This is a genomic window from Sorangium sp. So ce119 (genome assembly GCF_051524405.1).
Classification (GTDB): domain Bacteria; phylum Myxococcota_A; class Polyangia; order Polyangiales; family Polyangiaceae; genus Sorangium; species Sorangium cellulosum_G.
Window position 1 is genome coordinate 4077000 of the sequence record NZ_CP150310.1, and the last position, 20307, is coordinate 4097306.

The following is a 20307-nucleotide window of genomic DNA, read 5'->3' on the forward strand; positions in this document are numbered from 1 at the left end:
GTGTCAGGAATTGCCCCGTAGCCTCGCGGAAGACGACCGGAAGCGGCGGCGCCTCGGCGCAGCACGCGCGGCGCGGCGCGCGACGCCAGCCACGCGCCGGTCCCCACGAAGGAGGAGACACCGAATGAAACCGCTGGAAGGACAGATCGCCCTCGTCACCGGAGCCACGCGCGGCGCGGGGCGCGCCATCGCCTGCTCGCTCGGCGAGGCCGGCGCGACGGTCTACTGCACCGGACGCAGCGTCCGCGGCCGGCCCGCCACCGGCCAGCGCCCCGAGACCATCGAGGAGACCGCGGAGCGGGTCACCGCGGCCGGAGGACTCGGCATCGCGGTGCAGGTCGACCACACCGTCGAGGAGCAGGTCGAGGCGCTCTGCGCGCGGATCCGGCGCGATCACGGGAAGCTCGACGTCCTGGTCAACGACGTCTGGGGCGGCGACGAGCTCGCCGAGTTCGGCCAGCCGTTCTGGAAGCTCTCCGTGCCGAAGGGGAAGCTCCTGCTCGAGCGCGCGGTGACCTCGCACATCGTCACGAGCCGCCACGCGGTGCCGATCCTGCTCGAGCGCGACCGGGGGCTCATCGTCGAGGTCACCGACGGCGACAACTTCGGGTACCGCGGCAACCTCTTCTACGACCTCGCCAAGATGTCGGTCATCCGCCTCGCCTTCGCCATGGCCTGGGAGCTGCGCCGCCACCCCGGCATCACGGCGCTCGCGATCACGCCCGGCTTCCTGCGGTCGGAGGCCATGCTCGACGGCTTCGGCGTCACCGAGGAGAACTGGCGCGACGCGACCGCGAAGGACCCGCACTTCATCGCCTCGGAGACCCCGTTCTTCGTGGGCCGCGCCGTCGCGGCGCTCGCCGCCGACCCGAACGTCGCGGCCAAGGCCGGCCGCGTCTTCAGCTCGTGGGACCTCGCCCGCGAGTACGGATTCACCGACGTCGACGGCCGGCAGCCCCACTGGGGAGAGTACTTCGAGAAGACGTTCGGCCCGTACCGGAAGGCCGACGAGGCGGCCTACGCGAGCTGGCGCGACGGGCCGATGGACCTCGCGGCGCCGGACTGGCCGAAGGAGTGACCGCGCGCGCTCAGTGCGCGTACGGCTCGCCCCGCAGCAGCGTCATCGCGCGGTAGAGCTGCTCGATCAGCACGAGCCGCGCGAGGCGGTGGGGGAACGTGAGCGGCGACAGGCTCCACCGGTCGTCCGCGGCGGCGGAGACGTCCGGCGGCAGCCCGTCCGCCCCGCCGATCAGGAACGTGACCACCCCCTTGCCGCGCGAGCCCCACCGCTCGACGCCCGCCGCGAACGCCTCGCTGCCGAGCGCCTTGCCGTTCACCTCCATGGCGATGACGCTCGCCCCCGCCGACGCGCGCGCGAGCAGCGGCCCGACCTTCGCCGGCGGGCCGTCCGGGATCTCGATCTCGTCGCACGCCACGTAGCGGCGGATCCGACCGAGATACTCGTCGATCGCCGCGCGCAGCGGCTTGTCCTTCACGCGCCCGACGGCCGCGACGACGAGACGCACGGCCGCGCTCAGCTCGGGTCGAACCGCGGGGCGGGCTGCGCCCCCGGGGGCGGGCTGTCCTGCGGGACCGGGACGCGGCCCGCGTCGATCCAGAGCCCCTCGATGTCGTACAGGCGGCGCGTCTCCTCCTGGAACACGTGCACCACGACGTCGCCGAAGTCGATCAGCACCCACGTCGCCGCGGCGAGGCCCTCCATGGAGAGCGGCGCGACGTTGTGCTTGCGCGTCGCCTCCTCCAGGCCCGTCGCGATCGCGTGGACGTGCCGGTCGGAGCGGCCCGTCATGATCACCAGGTAGTCCGCGTAGTCGACGCGCCCCACCACCTCCAGGATCTCGACGCCGATCGCCTTCTTGTCGAGGCCCGCCGCCGCCAGCGTCAGCGCGAGCTCGCGCGCCGGGGCCGACGCCTCGGGGATCGGCGGCGGCGTGCTGCGGCGCGCGGCCGCGCGCTTCGGGCCGGCGAGCGGCGCCTTGGCCCGCGCGGGCGACCGCCCCGCGAGCGGCAGCGCCGCCTTCGCCCCGCCCTCCCCGCCGCCCCGCGTGGGCCGCGGCGCGTCGCCGTCGCCGCGCGCCGGGCGCCGCGCCCTCGTCGCCGGCCGGTCCGCCGGGATCGGCCGCGCCGGGCGCTCGAGCTGCTCCCCCTCGTCGCCCCCGCCGGCCGCGCGGCGCGCCCGCGCCGCCTTCGTCGCCGCGGGATCGCCCACGCCGGTGTGGGAGGCGCGGATCCGGGGCGACGCCGGCCGCTTCGTCTTCGTCGCGGACGACGCCCGCCCCGCCGCGCCCGCCTTGGCCGTGGCCGCCTTCTTGCGCGCCGGGACGCGCGGCTCCGCGCCCTCGCCCGCCTTCGACCCCGACTTCGCCCGCGGCTTGCTGCTCCCTGCGCCTGCGTCCTTCTTCGTCGCCAACGTTCTCTCGCTTTCTTGTGCCCGGCCCCTTTCGCCAGGGGCCCCTCGTCTCGCCCGCGTCAGCGGGTCTGGCCCTCGCCGTACGCGATCCACTTGAGCGCCGTCAGGCTCGCGAGCCCCATCGGGCCATAGGCGTGGAGCTTCGTCGTGGAGATGCCGATCTCCGCCCCGAGGCCGAGCTCGCCGCCGTCGTTGAACCGCGACGACGCGTTCGCGAGCACGCAGCTCGCGTCGACCTCACGGAGGAAGCGCTGCGCGTGATCGTAGCGCGGCGTGCAGATGACCTCGGTGTGCATCGATCCGTAACGGCCGATGTGCTCGAGCGCCTCGTCGAGCGAGCGCACCACCCGCACGGCGAGGATCGGCGCGAGGAACTCCCGGCCGTAGTCGTCCTCGGAGGCCCTGCGCGCCGACGGCACGAGCGCGCAGGTGGCCTCGTCGCCGCGCAGCTCGAGGCCGCGCTCCGCGAGGGCGGCGACGCGCCCGAGCAGCGGCGCGGCGACGCTCTCGTGGACGAGCAGGCACTCGAGCGCGTTGCACACGCCGGGGCGCTGGAGCTTGCCGTTCTCGACGAGGCGCAGGGCCATGTCGACGTCGCACCCGGCGTCGGCGTAGAGGTGGTTCACGCCCTTGTAGTGCTGGATCACCGGGACGCGCGCGTTCTCGGCCACGAACCGGATGAGCCCCTCGCCGCCGCGCGGGATGGCGAGATCGATCATGCCGGTCAGGCCCAGCAGGACGCGCGTGGCCTCTCGATCGAGCGACGGGACCATCTGCACCGCGTCGGCCGGCAGCCCGACCGAGCGCAGGGCGTCCGAGATCAGCGCGGCGAGCGCCGCGTTCGAGCGCGCCGCCTCCTTGCCGCCGCGGAGGATCGCGGCGTTGCCGCTCTTCAGGCAGAGCACCGCGGCGTCGACCGTCACGTTGGGGCGCGACTCGTAGATCATCGCGATCACGCCGAGCGGGACGCGCACCTGCCCGACGAGCAGCCCGTTCGGCCGCCGCTCCATCCCGACGACCTGCCCGACCGGATCGCCCGCGGCGGCGACGTCGAGCACCGCGCCGGCGATCGCCGTGAGCCGCGCCTCGTCGAGCACGAGCCGGTCGACGAGCGACTCGGACACGCCCGCGGCGCGGGCCGCGGCCACGTCCTCGGCGTTCGCGGCCAGCACGGCGGAGCGCTTGCCCTCGCCGGCCTCGGCGCGCAGCCGCTCGGCGATGGCGCGCAGCGCGCGGTCCTTCTGAGCCCGGTCCAGGGGGGCGAGGGCCCGGGCAGCCTTCCGGGCGCGCTGACAGAGCGCTCGCAGCGTGCCCTCCAGATCGACGTTGCTCTGTTCCACAGCGGGAACCTAGCTCGCCTCCCTGCGCGGGCCAACCGTTCTCCTGCGCGTCCGTGCTAGCGTACCGGCCGTGTCCGGCGATCTCCGAAGGTCGATCCAGGTGTTCCTCGCCTGCCGCTCCCGCCCGGTCTGTCGCGCGCCGCGCGCCGCGACGGCGCTCGTCGCGGGGGCGATGCTCGCGGCGCTCGCGCCCGCGGCGTGCGGCGGCCTGGACGCGGCCGAGGACGCGCCCGCCCCGCCGAGCACGGGCATCCCGCTCGCGGCGCCGAACGCGCGCGGGGCGCCGCTCGAGACGGCGCCGACGGCACCTTCCATCCCCTCCGCGCCGTTCGGCGATCCGGAGCGGCTCCAGATCCCGCCCGATCCGTTCGGCCCTCCCGACCTGCCGCCGGCTCCAGATCCTGCCGGGAGCGCCGCGGGGAGCGGAGTCCAGCTATGACACGAGCCCAGAACGCCCCGCAGATCGCCGCGATCGCCGCGATCGCCGCCGCGCTCCTCGCCGCGGCGTGCTCGTCCGCCCCGAAGCCGCTCCCGGGCGGTCCTCCGCCCGAGTACGAGCCCCCGCGCGCGTTCGACGGCGGCGCGCCGGGCAGCGGCGCCCCCGGTGACGCCCCGCCGCCGCCGGAGGATCCGGCGGCGGCGCCGGGCGCGCCGCTCCTCGCCCCGTCGCCGGCCGCGCCGCCCACGGGCGCGCCGCCGGCCGCCACGCCGCCGCCGCCTCCCACGCAGCCGTGAACCCCGGCGAGGCGGGCGGGCGCTCCGCAGGCGCCGCGGCCTCGCTTCGCGCCGGATCAGCCGTTCCGGTCGCGGGGGACGATGCGATCGAAGGCGAGCCCGCTCGAGCTCTCCCCTCGCCCCGTCTGCTTGCGGGCGCCGAGCCAGACGAGCACCTTGCCGCCGAGCCAGCGCGTGCGCTGGAACGACCGCGACACGCGGACGCCGGCGCGCGGGACCTCCTCCTCGTGCACGAAATAGGGAGACGGCGGGGAAGCATCGAGCCCCTCGCGGAGCAGGCCCGTCCGGGGGCGCACCCTCACCGGCCGCTCGGGGTCTCCCTCGAGGACGCGGGGCATCGCGGCGCGCTGGAGCTGCACCTCCCGGCTCGATCCGGGGACGCGCACCGGGACGAACGGGATCCAGTGCTCGGGCACGGTGTTCATCAGCTCGTACCGGATCGAGGCGACGCTCGCGGGCGCGGGCGGCGAGCCGGCGAGCAGCTCGCCGAGGAGGCGCCGGTGGTAGCTCAGCGTCTCGGCGGCCGCCTCGGCGCCGGGCTTTCCTTCGCCGGTGGCGAGCGGGATCCGCTGCTCGATGCCCCAGACCATGTTGGCCATCTCGTCGCGCACGAGCGCGACCTCCTCGAGCGGCTTGCCCTCGTGCACCTTCGCGGCGGCCGGCACGAGGAGCAAGCTGGTGTCGGCGGGCTCGTTCATGTCGCCCTTCGCGCTGAGCGAGAGGAAGCGCCACGCCTGCCAGTCGTCGTCGCCGCCCGCGCCGGCAGGCTCGATCCAGGTCCGCTCGCCGAAGACGTTCGTGACCGCGAGGCCCTCCACGCGCGCGAGGCTGCCCGCGGGCAGCGTGAGCGGGATCAGGCACCAGTCGTTCGCGTACACGAGCCCGAACTCGATCAGGAGCAGCTTCGCGAGGTCGGTCGTGTCGGGCTTCACGTCGCCGAAGTTGGTCTTGCCGTCCTCGAACGCCCACCAGCGGGGGTTCGGCATGCCCTCGAACGCGATCGGGACCGGGATCGACGTCTGCGTCACCGGGGCGCGCGGATCGGCGGCCTCCTTCGGGAGCCCGCCCAGCGAGGACGCACCCGGGTCGACGTCGAAGCTGTACCAGTCGAGGTGGCCGTGGAAGTACTCGTCGGCGGTGAGGACCCTCTCGCCGCCGTCGCCCGGCGCCGAGCAGGCGAACGCGTACTCGAGCCGCGCGGGCTGCCAGGCGTCGCCCTGCCCCTCGGCGGGCTGAAGGAACAGATCCTCGAACCATTTCAAGAACCTGGCCGCGATCGCGTCGATCTTCGGTTCGTCCTGCGGGGCGACGGCGATGCCGTCGAACGCGCGGCGGGCGGGGTCGCCGCGCAGGTAGAGGTAGAGGCTCGCGCCGTCCATCCGGCGCTGCGCGACGGCGGCGAACGTGGCGTGGGCCTCGATGTGCGCGGCGGACGGTGCGTCCTCCTTGAGGCTCGGATCGGGCCGCGCGATCGGGTAGCGGGCGACGTACGCGGCGCGGTAGTCGCCCACCGCGTCGACCAGCTTGAGCCACTGGCGGCCCATGAGCAGCCGCAGGTCGAGCGAGGCGGGGCGGCCGTTCTGGGTGAGCTGCACCGGCCTGCGCTCGACCTTGGCCTCGAGCGGCACGCCGTCGTCGAACGGCTCCACGGCGCCGCCGGCCGCGCGGTACTTGGTGAGGCGCGTCGTGCTCACGTGCAGCTTGGCGAGCACCGGCGTCCCCGCGTCGTCGCCCGTGAGCTCGCCCATCTGCCACTGGCGGGTGAGGAACCAGAGCGCGTCACGCACCTCGGCGCGCAGCGCGCGGTCGAACGACGGCGCGCGGGGGCGGCCCTCGAGCCGGTTCCACAGCGTGACGGTCGGGAACGCCTGCTTCGCGATCGCCTCGCGGATGTCCTCGATGAGAAAGCGCTTGTCACTCATGGTCGGCCAGGGCGGCGAGCACGCCGTTGTTCACCGCGATCGTCGTCGCGATGGTGATCGGGTGGAGCGCCGCGGCCATCACCGTGGCCGGGGCGAACTGCGCGTACGCTGTCGCGTCGATGTGCGTCGGCTCGACCGCGCGCTTCTTCGCGAGATCGAACGTCTCGCGCACGGCGGCGGCGAGATCGTCGAAGCGCCAGGCCCCCGTGAGCTCCGGCGGGGCGACGAGGAGCAGGCACTGCGGCGCCTCGCAGCTCGGCCGATCGTAGTGGAACGTCAGGCCGACCGTCTCCTCGCGGGTCGGGATGACCTCCGTCCACTCGTCGAGCAGGAGCCCGCACTGCGGCTCCCCCTTCTCGAACGGCGCCGCGTAGTGCGCCGTGTAGAGCAGGCGGTCGCCGTCGATCGCGACGCTGTCCGGCACCTCGAGGCCGAGCCAGCGGTCGTCGCTCCGGTACGGTAGCTGGAGCGGCACGAGCGACGGCTCGGCGCCCAGGAACGCGCCGCTCAGCATGACGGCCTGCTCCCAGGCGCGGAGCTTGTCCCGCACGCGGGCGACGCCGTAGAGCCAGTCGTCCACGGGGAAGTCGTGGAGCGACGCGGCGTGCTCGAGGAGCGCGCCGCCCTCGCTCGCCGCGAGCGCGAGCTCCCACTCGTCGCCTTGATGCGCCGGGACCGCGAACGCGGGCACGACCTTGAAGTCGTCCCCGAGCATGCGCTGGAGCGCGGCCGTCACGCGCTCGACCCGCTGCGCGTCGGTCGTGGCCGCGTCGTGCGCCGCGAGATCCGCGGCCACCTTCGCGAGGATCCCCGCGGCGGCGTCGGCGAGCGCCCTGGCGCGCGCGGCGACGTCCGCGGTGAACGCGACGACGGCGTCCTCGACGTCGGCGAGGACGAACGGCTCCCTGTCGACGTCCGAGACCGGCAGCAGCGCCGCGACGGCGCCGAGCAAGGCGCTGAGCGACGTCGTGTCGAGCGCCGCGACCGCGGCGAACGCCGCGAGCCGCGCCGCGAAGGCGCCGCGCTTCGCCAGGATCGCCGCCTTCAGGTCGTCCGGCGTGGCCGGGAGCGGCGCGATCGCGAGGGTGCTCACCTCGCTCTCCGCGCGCCGGAGGAGCGCGATCTTTTGATCGTACGTCACGTCGTCCGTCGCGCCGCCCGGCAGGGCGTCGTACGCCGCGACGAGCTGATCGAAGCCGGCGAGGCGCGCGCCCCAGCGCTCGACGAGCCCCGTCACCTTGCCGATCAGGGCCGCGAAGCGGGCCTGCCGCCACTCGAGGGCGAACCCCCACCCGGTCTGCGGCAGGCCGAAGCGGCTCGCGCGCTCGAGGAGCTCGACGGCGCGCGCGAAGGTCGCGTCGATGGCCGCGAGGACGTCGGCCCGCCGGTTCGGCAGGTCGTCGAGCAGCGGCGTCAGCCCGGCGACGAAGGCGACGAGCTCGGCGCGCAGCGCGTCGAGGTCGGCCTGGACGAGCTCGGCGCGGGCCCTCGGGAGGGAGACCGTCGCGTCGTCGGCCTGCCGCACCTCGTTGCCCAGGGCGACGTCGCCGGCGCGGAGCGGGCGCGACCGTAGCAGCAGCGCGCGCAGGTGCCGGATCAGCGGCGCGAGCTCGAAGAAGGTCACCCGGCCGTCGATGGGCGCCGCGTAGCGGACCTCGATCCTCGCGTCCGGCCGCGGCGCGAATGCGGCGGACGCGTGGGCGAGGATGCGGTCGTCGAGCTCGCTCATCGCCTGGCGATCCTCGAGGCGGAGCACGTGGAGCAGATCGATCGGCTGCAGCCCGAGATCGCGCTGCGTGACGACGCGCGCGACCGTGGCCGCGGACGCGGGGTCGTGGAGGCGGACCTCGCATGCGACGACGTCCGGCGCGGGGAGCACCGCGGCGAGCCAGTCGTTGACCGCCGGCTCGGCCTTCGCGCGCGGGGTCATCGCGACGCCGTCGACCGGCGAGGCGGTGGACGGGACGCCGACCTTGAGGTGCAGCCCGACGCGGTGGGTGAGCACGCGCCCCGTCCGCGGCGTCCTGAGGATGTCGGGCTCCTGCGGCGTGCTCCCCTTCGCGAAGGTGTCGAGGGTGCCCGCGGCGCGGTCGAAGTTGCCCTGGACCGCCTGGTGCACGCTCTCCGCGAGCCCCAGGTCGGCGATGGCGTCGTGGATGTCGAGGAGCCCCTGGACCTCGGCGTCGATCGCGCTCGCCTGGGCGGGCGACGCGGGCGGCAGCGGCCTGCCAAACGGGTACGAGGCCGCGCCGCTGGCGCGGACGTGCTCGAGGAGGCGCAGGCCGTCGACGACGTTGCGCGCCTCGATGCGCTCGACGGCCACGTCGGCGTCGTCGACCCGGGTCGGCTGGATGCGGTTGGCGCGCAGCGGGAACTCCTTGCGCAGGGCCGCGATGAAGGCGTCAACCTCGGCCACGGCGTGCCGATCGTGGAGCCCGCGCTCGATCTGGTAGCCGAGCAGGGCGCCGAGGCTCTGCCCGCCGCGGAGGCCCTCCAGGAACGACAGCGCGCGCCGGACGCGGCCGGACGACAGGTTCACGGCGAGCGGCGACGGGCTCTCCGGCGTGGCGTTCGACAGGTACCCGTTGCGCAGGACCGCGGCCGTGACGGCGTGGTTCAGCGACGGGGTCATCACGTGGCCGCCGTTCGTCGGATCGCGCATCAGCGGCGCTTCCGCGGGGTTCTTGTTGAAGATCCCGTCGAGCTCACCGGGCAGCGCGACGGGCTCGAGCTTCTTGCCCTCCGGGCGCACGTCCTCGAGCCACCCGTAGGCGCCGAGGTGGATCCCCCGCCGCGCCTCCTTGCCCTCCTTCTCGTCGGGGAACCGCATCCTCGAGAGCCGGTGGTGGACGAGGCCGAGCATCCACGCGTCGAAGCGGTAGGAGCAGCAGTCGATGTGCTCGGCGAAGGCGCGCTCGAGCCTCGCGGTCGGGGCGTCGGCGAGCCGCTCGAGCGCGGCGAGCTGCTCGTTGAGCTCGGGCGTGCGCGAGCTGCCCAGGGCGCCGGCGATGAACTCCGCGACCGTGACCTTCGGATCCCCGGTGACCGCCGTCTCGGCCGTGTAGAGCGGGTCGAAGCGGCTCTCGCTCGGGCCTCCGGACACGTGGACGAACGCGCGCTCGCGGCGGGCGGCCTTCACCTGGGCGGGGGTGAGCACCGCCGCCTCGCGGCGGAGGCGGAGGCTCCTGTCCCAGTAGCCGAGCATCAGCGCGTGCCGGAGGTAGAGGTACAGCAGCGCGGTGGGCGCCCGGTCGTCCGCGAACCCCTCCTGCTTCCGCAGCACCTCGAGCGATTTCCTCGCCGCCTCGATGAGCCAGCGGATGTAGTTCTGGCCATCCCGGGTGGTGGGCCGGATCGGCTCTCGCTCCGAGAGCGGCCGGTCGTCGACCACGGGGCCTCGCAGCAGGTTCTGGCCTGTGAAGAAGAACCTGTTCAGGATGTCGGGGACGTCGGCGCCACCGTAGCCGAGTGAGCTCAGCAGCTCCGTGCCTCGCTTGAGGTAGCCGGCCGCGATGAGCGCCGCGATCAGCACCCCGCCGAGGCCGCGCAGGTGGAGCACGTTGAAGAGGTGCTCGAGGCTCTCGGCGTAGCGCTGGTGGTACTCGACCGAGCTCGGGTGGAGCCCCACGACGTCGAGCAGGATCTGGTGCGGATCGCCGGGCTTGCCCACGCGCGAGACGTCGGCCACGCGCGCGGTCCAGTCCGCGTCCACCTTGCGGAGCAGCGCGTGGAGCCGCTCCAGGTACCGCGCGCGGCGCTCGTCGTCGCCGCGCGACGCCTTGATCGGCCGGAGGCGCGAGAACGCGGTCGTGGGCAGGACGCCGTAGGGCTGCCGCTGGACGCGCAGGGCGGGCAGCGCGCCGCGCCCGCTGACGAAGCGCGTGAAGAACCAGCGCGTATCGTCGACGTCGGCCTCGTCGACGACCGGGTGCATCATGGTCTGCAGGAAGTACCCGAGCGTCGCGGGCCACAGCGCGACGTTCATGGCCCGGCCCTCGATCTGGTCGGCGCCGCCGCTGCCCGCGACCTTCTTGAGCCGCGCGGGGTCGATGCCGAGCAGCTCGGCGAGCCGCTGGCCGTCGCGCTTGTCGAGCGGATCCTCGACCTCCTCGAAGAGCTCGCCGCGCACGAAGAGGTCGTCGTAGCTGCCGTCGGCGTCGTCGCCGCGCGCGTGGCCCGCGCTCGCGCCCTCGGTGTTGTTCGTCGGCGTCCCGTGCGGGAGGATCGCGACGCCCCGGCCACTGTGCTGGTGGTGCCCAATCAGCTCCTCGAGCAGGGCCCGGCTCGCTTCCTCGTCGGCGGAGAGGCGCGCCCCCAGCACGAGCAGGCGGTCGAAGCCCTTGCTCGCCTGCGCGCGGGTCAGATCGACCTTGAACCCGAGCCCCGAGGCGACGGCGCGCTCGAAGTCGACCATCCACCGCATGTCCTCGGGGATCGCCAGGTCGCCGCCGTCGGGCCGGAGCTGGTCCTCCGCGGGCGCCGAGGGATCGAGCCCGCACACGAGCGGCTGCGGGATCAGCTCGCCGAGCATCCGGACGGCCTCGACGTCGCCCTCGTAAGCGAGCAGCATGAGACGATCGGGCAGCAGGCCGACCCTGGGGGCGCGCGTCCACGACCGCTGCTTCGTCGCCGTCGCGTCCGCGGCAGGGAAGATCACGAACGCGACGCTCACGGACACGCTCGCCCTGGTGCGCGGGGGCGCCGGCGCCTCGCCGAGGTTCCTGGGCACGTAGCGCTCGACGATCGTCCTCGCGTCGCTGGCCCCGACGGCCGCCGTGAGCGCCTGCTCCGCCGCGCTCAGCTCCGCGCGCGTGGCGGCGCGCCACGCCGCGCGCCAGTAGGCGGACGCGGCGGTCGCGGCCGCCGGGGACAGGGCCTCCTCGGCCGGGATCGTGAGGACGATGTCCGCGTCGTCGGCCTTCGTGGGCTCCTCGTGCGGGTTGACCGGCCGGTAGCGCTGCACGATGTAGGTGGCGCGCCCGGCGCCGTGGCTCGCGACGAGCGCGCGCCAGGCGGCGCGCCGCTGGCTCTCCTTCCGGCCGGCCCGCCACCAGTCGATCCAGAAGAGGCGCGCGTTCGCGACCTCGGCCTCCGAGAGCAGCTCCTCGAACGCATCGATGAGGCAGTCGTCGGGGTAGACGCGGACCCAGAGCTGCGGCTTGCCGTCGGCCGCGGAGGTCTTGAAGCGGGTCTCGACGCGGAGCGGAAACAGCAGGAACGGCGTCGCGTCGTCGAGCGCCTCCAGCAGCTTGCTCGGGTCCGTGAGCGGGGCGAAGCCGTCGACCGCGCGCCGCTCGCGCTCCCGCGCCTCGTCCAGGGCGCGCCCGCGCTCCTTCACCGCCTTCTCCGCCTCCTCGCGCCGCTTGAGCGCCTCGGCGAGGCGGTCGCTGCCCGCCGCGCCCTTCGCGGCCACCCGCTCGAGCCGGGCGATCTCGGCGTCGAGCTTCCTCGCCTGCTCGACCGCGGCGTAGAGGTCCGCCTCCGCGCGCTCCCGCTCGGAGCGCGCCTTCATCACGTCGTTTCGCGCGTCGGCAAAGTCGGCCATTGGCTGCCTCCGTCACCCTCTCCGCAGCATCTCGGCCGCGTGGATCGCCACCAGCACCGGCGCCTGGAAGAGCACGTAGGCCAGGTCGGCCGCGCTCGCGCCCGCGTTCCAGGCGACCGCGCGGTCGTCCTGCCATTGCACCACCTTCTCCTGGTCCTCCGGCGCGGTCGGCTCCGTGAGCGCGCGGGGGTGCGCGGCGCTGCCGACCGGGATGTGGCCGCCCGCGGCGCCGCCGGGCGAGACGTCGCTCCAGGCGAGATCGCTCCAGACCTGGAGGCTCCCGGCGGGCGCCTCGCGCAGGCCGAAGCGCGGCTCGCCGGGCCGCTCCTTCAGCACGAAGAACCAGCCGGGATCGTCGCCCGGATCCTCGCCGGTGCCGCCGCGCGCCTCGTCGAGCACGAGATCGAAGCCGAAGAAGTAGATGTCCGGGTCGATCTTCGCCGCGTAGAGCGGCGTCCTCACCAGCGACCGCGGCGGGCTCGCGCCCTCGGCGGCCGTCAGCGCGACCATCCGGCGCTCCTTCGTGCGATCGATGTTGCCGTGCGCGTCGCGCTGCCACTCGGCGCGGTGCGCGTAGATCACCGTGTTCGGGTAGCGCTTGAGGAGCTGGCCGCGGATCGCGAGCACCGCCTCCTCCTCGCTGGCCCCGCCCACCTCGCGGTGGTCGTGATCGCCGAGGCGCGAGGCCTTGCTCCACCGGTGGATGGGCGGGATGTCGCGGAGCCGCTCGCGCGCGGCCTCCTCGTCGCCGCCCTCGAGATCGAGGTACGCGCTCACGTCCCAGAACTGCCGGAAGTAGCTCCCGCGGTTGTCCGAGGGGTACTCCCGCCAGAGGAGCTCGCGGCCGAACTCGTGGTTGAGGCCGACCATGTACGCCTCGATGAACCGCTGGTTCGTCTCGAGCAGCGTGACGCTGTTCTCCTCGATCAGGTGCACGTTCGGGAGGAAGAGCTCCGTCGAGATGTCCTTGAGCGGGCCGTACATCGGCACGTCGATCTGCGGGTAGACCATCGGCTCGGTGAACTGCTCGACCAGGAGCCCGGCGATGTGCGGCGGCACGTCGATCCCCGCGAACGTGCGCCGGGGGATCGTGAGGCTCGGGTGGAGCTTCGCGAGGACGGCGTCGGCGAGCGCGTGGAGATCGAGCGGGGGCCTCGGCGCCTCGACCGAGACGCGGGCGCTCGCGTCGATGAGGGCGTACGCGTCGATGAGGCCGCGCTTGAACCGCTCGGCCTCCTTGCTGTCGACGTCGCCCTCCCGGGGCCCCTCCGCGCCCTCCTTCGGCTCGCGCACCTTGAACTCGGGGTTGCGCGGCAGCGAGCCGACCTTGTCGGGGTGCTGCGCCCGCTCGGAGATCAGGCCGGCGGCCGGCCTGTAGCTGGCCGCGGCGCTGTCGACGGTGTTCACGCCGGCCGGGACCGCCTTTGACGGCGCCGCGTGGACGTCGCCCTTGTTGAGCCGCTCGAGCAGCGCGTCGGGCCTGACGCGCTCGTCGAACGGCAGCGCCCGCACCAGGCGGCCGCGCGGTCGGGTGATGCGCCGCATCGCCGCCGACACGGCCGCCCGCGGGAGCGCGCTGCGGCTCACCTCGTGGCGCACCGTCACGCCGCCCGCGACGACGCGCGCGTGGAGGGGGGCCGTGAGCGCGAAGCTCTTCGCGACGCTGGCCGCCTGGAGCGCCCGGAGGTGCCCGTGCCAGACGAGCGACACCTGCGCCGCGAGCTGCGCGGCGCGGATCCGCCGGATCGCCTCGAGGACGTCGCCGACCTGCTCCCAGGCCAGGCGCATGTACTCTTCCTGGTTCTGCTGGACGACCCGCGTGCCGAGGCCCGCGGCGACCCGGAAGCGCGGGTCCAGGTTGAGCTCGTGAACCCAGTTGTCGTCCGGCGTGATCGGCGCGCCGTCGGCCTCGGTGAGCAGCCGGTTCATCAGAGCGTGCCAGCGGCCGTAGATGGGCGGGGTGATCAGCGGATCGGGATCGCCGTCCTCGGGGTCGACGCCGGCCGCCGCGTGGGCCGCCTCGGCGCCCTGCGCCGCGTACTCGGCCTGCAGGTTGAGGAAGCCCGCGAGCGCCTCCTGGAACGGGTGCGGGTACGGCGCCGCCCACTGGTCGTACCTGTCCGCCTCGGCGAGCGCGTCCGGGTCGAGGCTCGCGCGCGGGACGCGGAGCGCGCCGCCGAGCTTGAGAACGCCGCCGAGGGCCAGGTCGGTGATGCCCGGCAGGTTCGAGCCCGGCCGCGTCACGTCCATGTCGCGCGCGCCGACGCGCGGGTCGACCGCCTTCGGCAGGAGCAGGCGCACGAGGTACTCGAAGTCCCCGGCGCTGCCCGTCCGGAAGGACCAGCGGTGGTAGAACGGATAGAGGTCCGGCGCCTCGCGCGTCCCGCTCGGGTAGGCCGCCCACGCGCCGTGCGTCGCGCTCGGGGCCTTGCCCGGGTCGAGGCCCAGGCCGGCGAGCCGCCCGCTCTCGAAGACCGGGATCAGGAAGGCGTGGTACGCCGCGCCCGCCTCCAGCCGGCGCGGGCAGACGATCCGCGAGTAGCCGTGATCCGGGTTCTCGTGCAGCGCGGCCGCGAGCTTCGGCAGCACCGCGCCCATGTCGGCCGAGACGATCTCCGCGGGCGACGCGCCGAGGTCGCGGTTGAGGTGCACGTGCGCGAACGCCCAGAGCTGCTCGAGCGGCGGGAACACGGCCGGGCTCGCCACCTTGATGTTCGGCAGCGGCCTGTCGCCGGTCCGCGCGCCCTCCTCGAACTCGCCCTCCTTGAGGACCACCAGCATGATCCAGGGGCGGAGCCGCGCGCCGTCGGGCGCCGCGGGCGTGTAGCGCCACGGGAAGTCCTCGTCGTAGAACTCGATGCACGGCAGGTAGTTCGGCTCGAAGTCCGCGATCGAGGGGCGCGGATCCACGCGGATGATGGCGCGGCTGTCGACGCCGACGATGTCGCCGGGGCCGAAGAGCTGGACGTCCTTCGAGATCGCCTCCGCGACCGTGGCGCCGAGCCCGTCGCCGGTGAGCTGGAGCGCGACCGGGATCGTCGCGCGCAGCTTCACGGCGGGGTCGTGATCGCTCGCGGTGATCTTGTTGGCGATGCCCTGCCGCAGCCACGGCAGGAACGAGTAGGTGGCGAGGAGGTCTGTCATGGGGCGCTCAGCTCGTGCCGCGGGATGACGTGGAGGCTGTCCGCGAGCGACGGATCGCCCGCGATCAGCGCGTTCAGGTGCTCGCGGGCGAGGGTCTCGCTGGAGAACGAGGCGGCCGCCGCGCTGTGGGCCGTGTTGTCCTGGGAGAGCGCCACGGCGAACGCCTCGGAGCGGGTCGTGACCTTCGCGTCGAACGGCTGGACCTGCTTCTTGCGCTGCCGCGAGAGCGCGCTCTGCGCGGCGGCGTTGCCGCGCAGGAAGTGGGCGAAGACGCCCGGCGCGAGGAGGATGAACGGCCGGACGAACCGCTTGAAGTTCGTGTCGACGACGATCTCCCGGTAGCGGACGACGCGCTTGACCATCCTCGCCGCCGCGAGCTCGGCGCCGGGCGAGAGCTCGACGCCGCCGTGGTCGTCGACGTACGCCGGCCGCGAGAGCTTGTCGGCGTCGCTCATGTCCTGGAACTGAGCGGGCGCGAACTTCTCGAGGACGTCGCCCTTCTTCGTGAAGCCTCCGCCCGTCACGCCGAGCGTGAAGCGCCGCGCGTCGCTCGGCTTCTGGCTCCCGACCTTGTCGATCGAGATGTCGAGCGGCACCGCCCGCTGGCTGACGCGCAGGGTCCCGACCGGGTGCAGCACGAGCGCGTCGGACGCCGGATCGAGCTTGCGCAGCGACACGAGCAGGCTGCTGCCGGCGGGCAGCGCGGCGCGCCAGTTCTCGAGCTTGTCGAGCTCGCCCTTGAGGAGCGGCATCACCGGCGAGGCCGGCAGCGTCGTGTCGCGCGGCTCGCCCCAGGTGACGTCGAAGTCGGCCGAGATCTCGAAGAACAGGATCGAGAGCGAGCCGCGGCCGTGCGCGCGCCAGGGCGACGTCCCCTCGAGGGCGAACTCGAGCCGGATGCTGAAGAGCCCGACGCCGAACACCTTGAGCGACACCGAGGCGCCGATCTCGACGATGAAATAGAACGGCGAGAAGCGGATCAGCGCGTCGAAGCCGAGGTGCCCCTCCAGCGAGAGGGCGCTGAAGCCGAAGAACAGCTCCGCGCGCGCGCCGAACTGGACGGAGTTGCTCGTGACCGCGAAGTACGCCTCGACGCGGATGCGGCCCCACGACTCGTTCAGGATGCTGAGCGCGATCCGGCGCGGGCTCGGGAACGGCAGCGGCGGCGGGGTGAACCGCGGGTGGAAGCCGCCGACGCTGAGGACGAAGTTGGCGTCGTCGCCGAAGGCGGCGAGCAGGCCCATCTCGCCCTCGATCGTGATGAACAGGATCCGCGACTCGAAGAGCGAGGCGAAGAAGAAGACGCGCTTCTTGTCGAACTCGATGGCGCCGACGAAGGCGACCTGGAGGACGAGCAGCGCCGCCTCGCTCGTCGGCAGCACGAGGCGCAGCACGCCGAGGATGGCGATGTTGCCCGGGATCTCGATGATGATGCCGAGCGAGAGGCTGACGAGGGTCGGCGTACCCCAGCCGAGCTTGGCCATGGGCCCGATGAGGAAGCGGTCCTGCTGCACCGGGAAGATCGCGCGCAGGTCGCTGATGATGCGCGGCGCGTTCTCGACCACGTTCTCGGGGAACAGGATGCGGTTCACCGCGCCGGTGCGGACGCCCTCGGCGAGCGGCTCGAGGAGCACCGTGCGGTTCAGTCCGATGAGGCCGCCGACGCCGAGGAGCGTGAACCCGAACCCGAGCTGGATGCCGGTCCCGAACTCGGCGGTGATGATGATGAGCAGCGAGAAGCCGCGCGATCCGTCGGGCATCCGCGTCGTCACGAGGCCGATGGCCTTGAGCGCGACGAAGCCGCTGAAGACGAGCTCGAGGGCGCCGGCGTACTCCTCCTTCTCGACGTCGAAGTAGAGGTAGCCGCCTCCCTTCACGACGCCCGCGTCGACGGACAGGCCGACGCCCTTCGGCGGCTTGAACCCGAAGCCGACGTCGACGGGCCCCAGCTTGCCGTCGGACCCCGAGAAATCGAGCGTCGCGCGGAAGCCGAACTCCTCGACCACGGCGGTGAGCGGGCCGAGCATCGCCTTCCCCGTGACGCCGGCCTCGAAGGCGAGGCCCTGCGGTGACCCGCTGACCCCGATCGACAGGACGCTGATCTCGGCGATCCCGAGGTTCAGGTGCAACGGGAACGCGACCTGGAAGCCGCCGCCGCCGTCGAAGTGCAGCCCGGTCTGCGACGACCACACGATCGTCCCGCCGAGCTCGATCCGGATCGGGTTCGATCCGATGAGCGAGCTCAGGAACCCGTCGGCGCTCGATGTCTGGAGGACGACCGCCAGCTTCGGCGGGCTCGCGCCGCGCCCGGTGCCGGCGCTGACGAGGACCTCCGGCGAGGTGAGCTGGCCGCGGATCCCGATCCCGGCGGTGAACCCGCCGACCTCGAGGCGGAACGAGTCGGGATCTCCGAGCAGGCGCCACGGCGCCTCGGGCCGCGCCGAGAACACGAGCTCGGCGTCCACGGTCATGTTCCCCGGCGCGGCGAAGAGCTCGACGCCCGACGGCCGGATCTCCGCGCCGAACACGCCGTCGTCGTGGAACCCGCCGCGCAGCGCGATCGAGAAGCCCGTCCCGGGCGCGCCCGTCGCCCCGCTCAACGCGCCGGAGGCGAGCGGCGCGATCACGATCCCGACCGGGGCCTGCGCGGGGCCGCCCTTCGGCGGGATCGGCAGGACGGCGACGCCGACCTCGGCAAAGCTGCTCCAGTCGGCGCTCGCCGTCATGAACACCGGCACCGAGAGCTGGCGCATCGCCGCGAGCGCGGGGTTCGCGGGGTCGTAGTAGCGGGCAGCGAGCGGGCCGGGCGCGTGCAGCCGCGCGGGGAAGCGCACCCCGTGGAAGAAGTCCTGGAGCGCCTCGAGCAGCGCCGGGTGATCGAGCGGCTGCCCCGCGACGTCCCACCGGTAGATCTCCTTGAACAGCCCCACCGGGTCGCTGACCAGCCGCGGAATGCGGTCCCAGCGAATGGCCCTCTTGATGTACGGAACGCGCCCTGCGCCGGCGGGCGCCTCGTGCGTGAGCGTCGCGAGCCCGACCAGACGCAGCACGCCGTGGAGCGCTGGCACCTGGGATTCGAGGAGGCGCAGGAGCAGGTAATCGGCGAGCGCGGACGGTATCTCGCTCCAGAACGCCGGCTGGTCGAACGGGAACGGGAGCCCTCCCGGCGGCGCCGTGGCGAGCGCCTTGAGCGCGTCGATCATCCGGACGACGGCCTCGACGAGCGCCCGGGCGAGGGCCGTCGTGTCCCCCGCGCCGTCCTCGAGCTGGTCCGCGACCGCCTTCGCCGCGTCGAACGTCGCGTCGAGCGCGAAGCCGGTGCGGAGCAGGGCGACCGATCCGGGCGCGACGTTCACGTCCCAGCCGAGCTCGGCGAAGAACTGGCGCACGCGCAGCTCGTTCGAGAACGCGTCCTGCAGCGGCTCGAGCGCACAACGCAGCCCGGTGGCGATCTCTCCGAGGAAGTTCGTCATTGCGGACGCTCGTTTCTCAGGGCGATACGTTGATGCTCGCGCCGACCGGATCCGTGTCGTACGTGGTTCCGAGGGCCGTGTGGTTCAGGACGTCGATGGGCCGCTTGACGCCGGGCCCCGCGGTCCACGGCGGCATGGGATCGTTGAGGCCATGCGGCCGATTGCCCGCGGATCCGGTCCTCGGGACGACGAGCGGATAGTTCTGGCCCGGGTGGCGGAATTGCCAGAGCGCCCACAGACGATCGATGTTGCAATGGTGCAAAAAGAAGATGGGATCGTCCGGTGAGGTGCCGGGTGCCATCGATCCGCCCACCCAGACGTGAACGCGGTTGTGGTTCTCGGGTCCGCTCGCGCCGGCCCACCCCTCGAGGACGTTCCGGAAGCTGCCCGTCGTGTTGATCGTGGGCAATGCGGCGCCGGCGGCCACGCTGGCGATCGTGGCCTGGGTCCCGATGGCGATCGCCGCGCCCTGCCTCGTGCCGGAGCGGGCAGGTCCGTTCGCGGCCGAGACATAGACGTTGAAGTGCGTGGCCGACCCGCTCGCCGGGGGCGACGCGACCCGGATGGTCCCGTGCGTATTCGCGGGCACGGCCGTCGGCCCGAGCGTGATGGTCGCCTCCGGCGACGGCCGCGTCTCTCCGCGCGGGTTCACGAGCGTGACGGAGACCCGGTAGATCCCTGGCCCGAGGCTGCCGCCGGCGGCGCCGGTGAGGGCCGGGGCAGCGGGCTCGCCGACCGCCGGGCCCGTCACGTTGATGTCCCACGGCGCGTGATCGAACCCGGCGATGCCCATCGCCTGGTTCACCTGCGACCTGTCGGGCAGCGTCGCGACGGCGTTCGGGTCGATCGAGGTTCGGCCGAGCGCGCGGACGAGGCTCCCGCCGCCCAACAGCGTCCACTGGCCCTGGCGGAACGGTCCCGTCGTCACGGGGCTGCCGAACCCGCCCATGAAATCGTCCCTCCAGATCGATCCCCGCTGCCGGTTCGGTCGATCGCCGTTGTCGTGGGTCCAGTCCCAGTAAGGCAGCGTGACGCTCCCGTCCTGCCCGAGCGCGCGGTCCGCGTCCTGGAGGTCCTTCTCGAAGAGCGCCAGGAAATGGCGGTGCCACGGGAAGAACGCCGGGCCCATGTGCGCGGGGTTCGTGTCGGGGTCGCCAGCGAACGCGTTTGCGTGAATGGAGGGGTAGGGATCGTACTTCCCGTCCGCCTTCATTCTCTTGACGGCGTTGACGAACCGCGCCTTCTCGGCGCTGGTCAGCTTATTCTGATTTTTTCGTACGCCCATCGAAGACCCCGAAATCGAGATGGTTGATCACGGCCATCGCCGCGGCCTCGAGGGTGGGAAACGCTTGAAACGGGAGTTCGTGCGTGTGGAACTTGCCAGGCCCGACCTCGTGGACCATGACGTCCTTGCCGTCGATATTCAAAAGAATGGCCGGCCCATGCCCGCCATGCACCGGAGCGGTATCCTTCTCCGGATCGCGGTGATCGGGGCATTGGCAGCCTTCAGGATGGCCAGAGGGCGCGCCATGTCCGTGACCGTGGTCGTGCGGCTCGTGCCCGCCATGGGCGTGCTCATGCCCAGGACCGGCGTCGTGCGCCACGTGCTCCGCAGGGGCGTGCTCATGCCCAGGACCGGGGCCGTGCGCCACGTGCTCCGCAGGGGCGTGCTCGTGCCCAGGACCGGCGTCGTGCGCCACGTGCTCCGCAGGGGCGT

12 protein-coding genes are annotated in these 20307 nt (G+C 73.4%); 3 read left to right on the forward strand and 9 right to left on the reverse strand.

What is annotated here, in order from left to right; translation table 11 throughout:
* The first annotated feature begins 124 nt into the window (after positions 1 to 124).
* The gene (locus tag WME76_RS15255) at positions 125 to 1078 is read left to right on the forward strand and encodes an SDR family oxidoreductase (protein ID WP_437960847.1); all 954 of its coding nucleotides are present in this window, start codon (positions 125 to 127) and stop codon (positions 1076 to 1078) included.
* Positions 1079 to 1088: 10 nt separating this feature from the next.
* Here WME76_RS15255 and WME76_RS15260 read toward each other — a convergent pair whose 3' ends face one another.
* The 3 genes from WME76_RS15260 to WME76_RS15270 are packed head-to-tail and all read right to left on the reverse strand — an operon-like array spanning position 1089 to position 3771.
* On the reverse strand, positions 1089 to 1526 hold the full coding sequence (locus tag WME76_RS15260; protein ID WP_437291489.1) for a 23S rRNA (pseudouridine(1915)-N(3))-methyltransferase RlmH: 438 nt from the start codon (positions 1524 to 1526) through the stop codon (positions 1089 to 1091).
* A gap of 8 nt (positions 1527 to 1534) precedes the next feature.
* The gene (gene rsfS, locus WME76_RS15265) at positions 1535 to 2431 is read right to left on the reverse strand and encodes a ribosome silencing factor (protein WP_437960848.1); all 897 of its coding nucleotides are present in this window, start codon (positions 2429 to 2431) and stop codon (positions 1535 to 1537) included.
* Between the two features lie 59 nt (positions 2432 to 2490).
* Positions 2491 to 3771: a glutamate-5-semialdehyde dehydrogenase gene (locus WME76_RS15270; protein ID WP_437960849.1), complete on the reverse strand. Its 1281-nt coding sequence runs from the start codon at positions 3769 to 3771 to the stop codon at positions 2491 to 2493.
* A 70-nt stretch (positions 3772 to 3841) separates the two neighbouring features.
* Here WME76_RS15270 and WME76_RS15275 point away from each other — a divergent pair, with 70 nt between their 5' ends.
* The gene (locus WME76_RS15275) at positions 3842 to 4210 is read left to right on the forward strand and encodes a hypothetical protein (RefSeq protein WP_437960850.1); all 369 of its coding nucleotides are present in this window, start codon (positions 3842 to 3844) and stop codon (positions 4208 to 4210) included.
* Positions 4207 to 4506, forward strand: a complete 300-nt coding sequence (locus tag WME76_RS15280) for a hypothetical protein (protein WP_437960851.1) — start codon at positions 4207 to 4209, stop codon at positions 4504 to 4506. The genes WME76_RS15275 and WME76_RS15280 overlap by 4 nt, the downstream gene beginning before the upstream one ends.
* 56 nt (positions 4507 to 4562) lie before the next feature.
* On the opposite strand, the gene WME76_RS15285 is transcribed toward WME76_RS15280, so the two are convergent.
* From WME76_RS15285 to WME76_RS15310, 6 genes are read right to left on the reverse strand one after another with little or no spacing between them, the layout of a single operon-like run.
* Positions 4563 to 6428 carry a hypothetical protein gene (locus WME76_RS15285; RefSeq protein ID WP_437960852.1) on the reverse strand — a complete coding sequence of 622 codons (1866 nt, stop codon included), beginning with the start codon at positions 6426 to 6428 and terminating at the stop codon, positions 4563 to 4565.
* The gene (locus tag WME76_RS15290; protein WP_437960853.1) at positions 6421 to 11973 is read right to left on the reverse strand and encodes a hypothetical protein; all 5553 of its coding nucleotides are present in this window, start codon (positions 11971 to 11973) and stop codon (positions 6421 to 6423) included. The genes WME76_RS15285 and WME76_RS15290 overlap by 8 nt, the downstream gene beginning before the upstream one ends.
* Before the next feature lie 12 nt (positions 11974 to 11985).
* Positions 11986 to 15117, reverse strand: a complete 3132-nt coding sequence (locus WME76_RS15295) for a hypothetical protein (RefSeq protein ID WP_437960854.1) — start codon at positions 15115 to 15117, stop codon at positions 11986 to 11988.
* The gene (locus WME76_RS15300) at positions 15114 to 18590 is read right to left on the reverse strand and encodes a DUF6603 domain-containing protein (RefSeq protein WP_437960855.1); all 3477 of its coding nucleotides are present in this window, start codon (positions 18588 to 18590) and stop codon (positions 15114 to 15116) included. Before WME76_RS15300 ends, WME76_RS15295 begins: the two co-directional genes overlap by 4 nt.
* Positions 18591 to 18606: 16 nt before the next feature.
* A complete protein-coding gene (locus tag WME76_RS15305) occupies positions 18607 to 19875 on the reverse strand; it encodes a tyrosinase family protein (RefSeq protein ID WP_437960856.1) in 1269 nt (422 codons plus the stop codon).
* Positions 19850 to 20194: a hypothetical protein gene (locus WME76_RS15310; protein WP_437960857.1), complete on the reverse strand. Its 345-nt coding sequence runs from the start codon at positions 20192 to 20194 to the stop codon at positions 19850 to 19852. The genes WME76_RS15305 and WME76_RS15310 overlap by 26 nt, the downstream gene beginning before the upstream one ends.
* Positions 20195 to 20307: the final 113 nt, after the last annotated feature.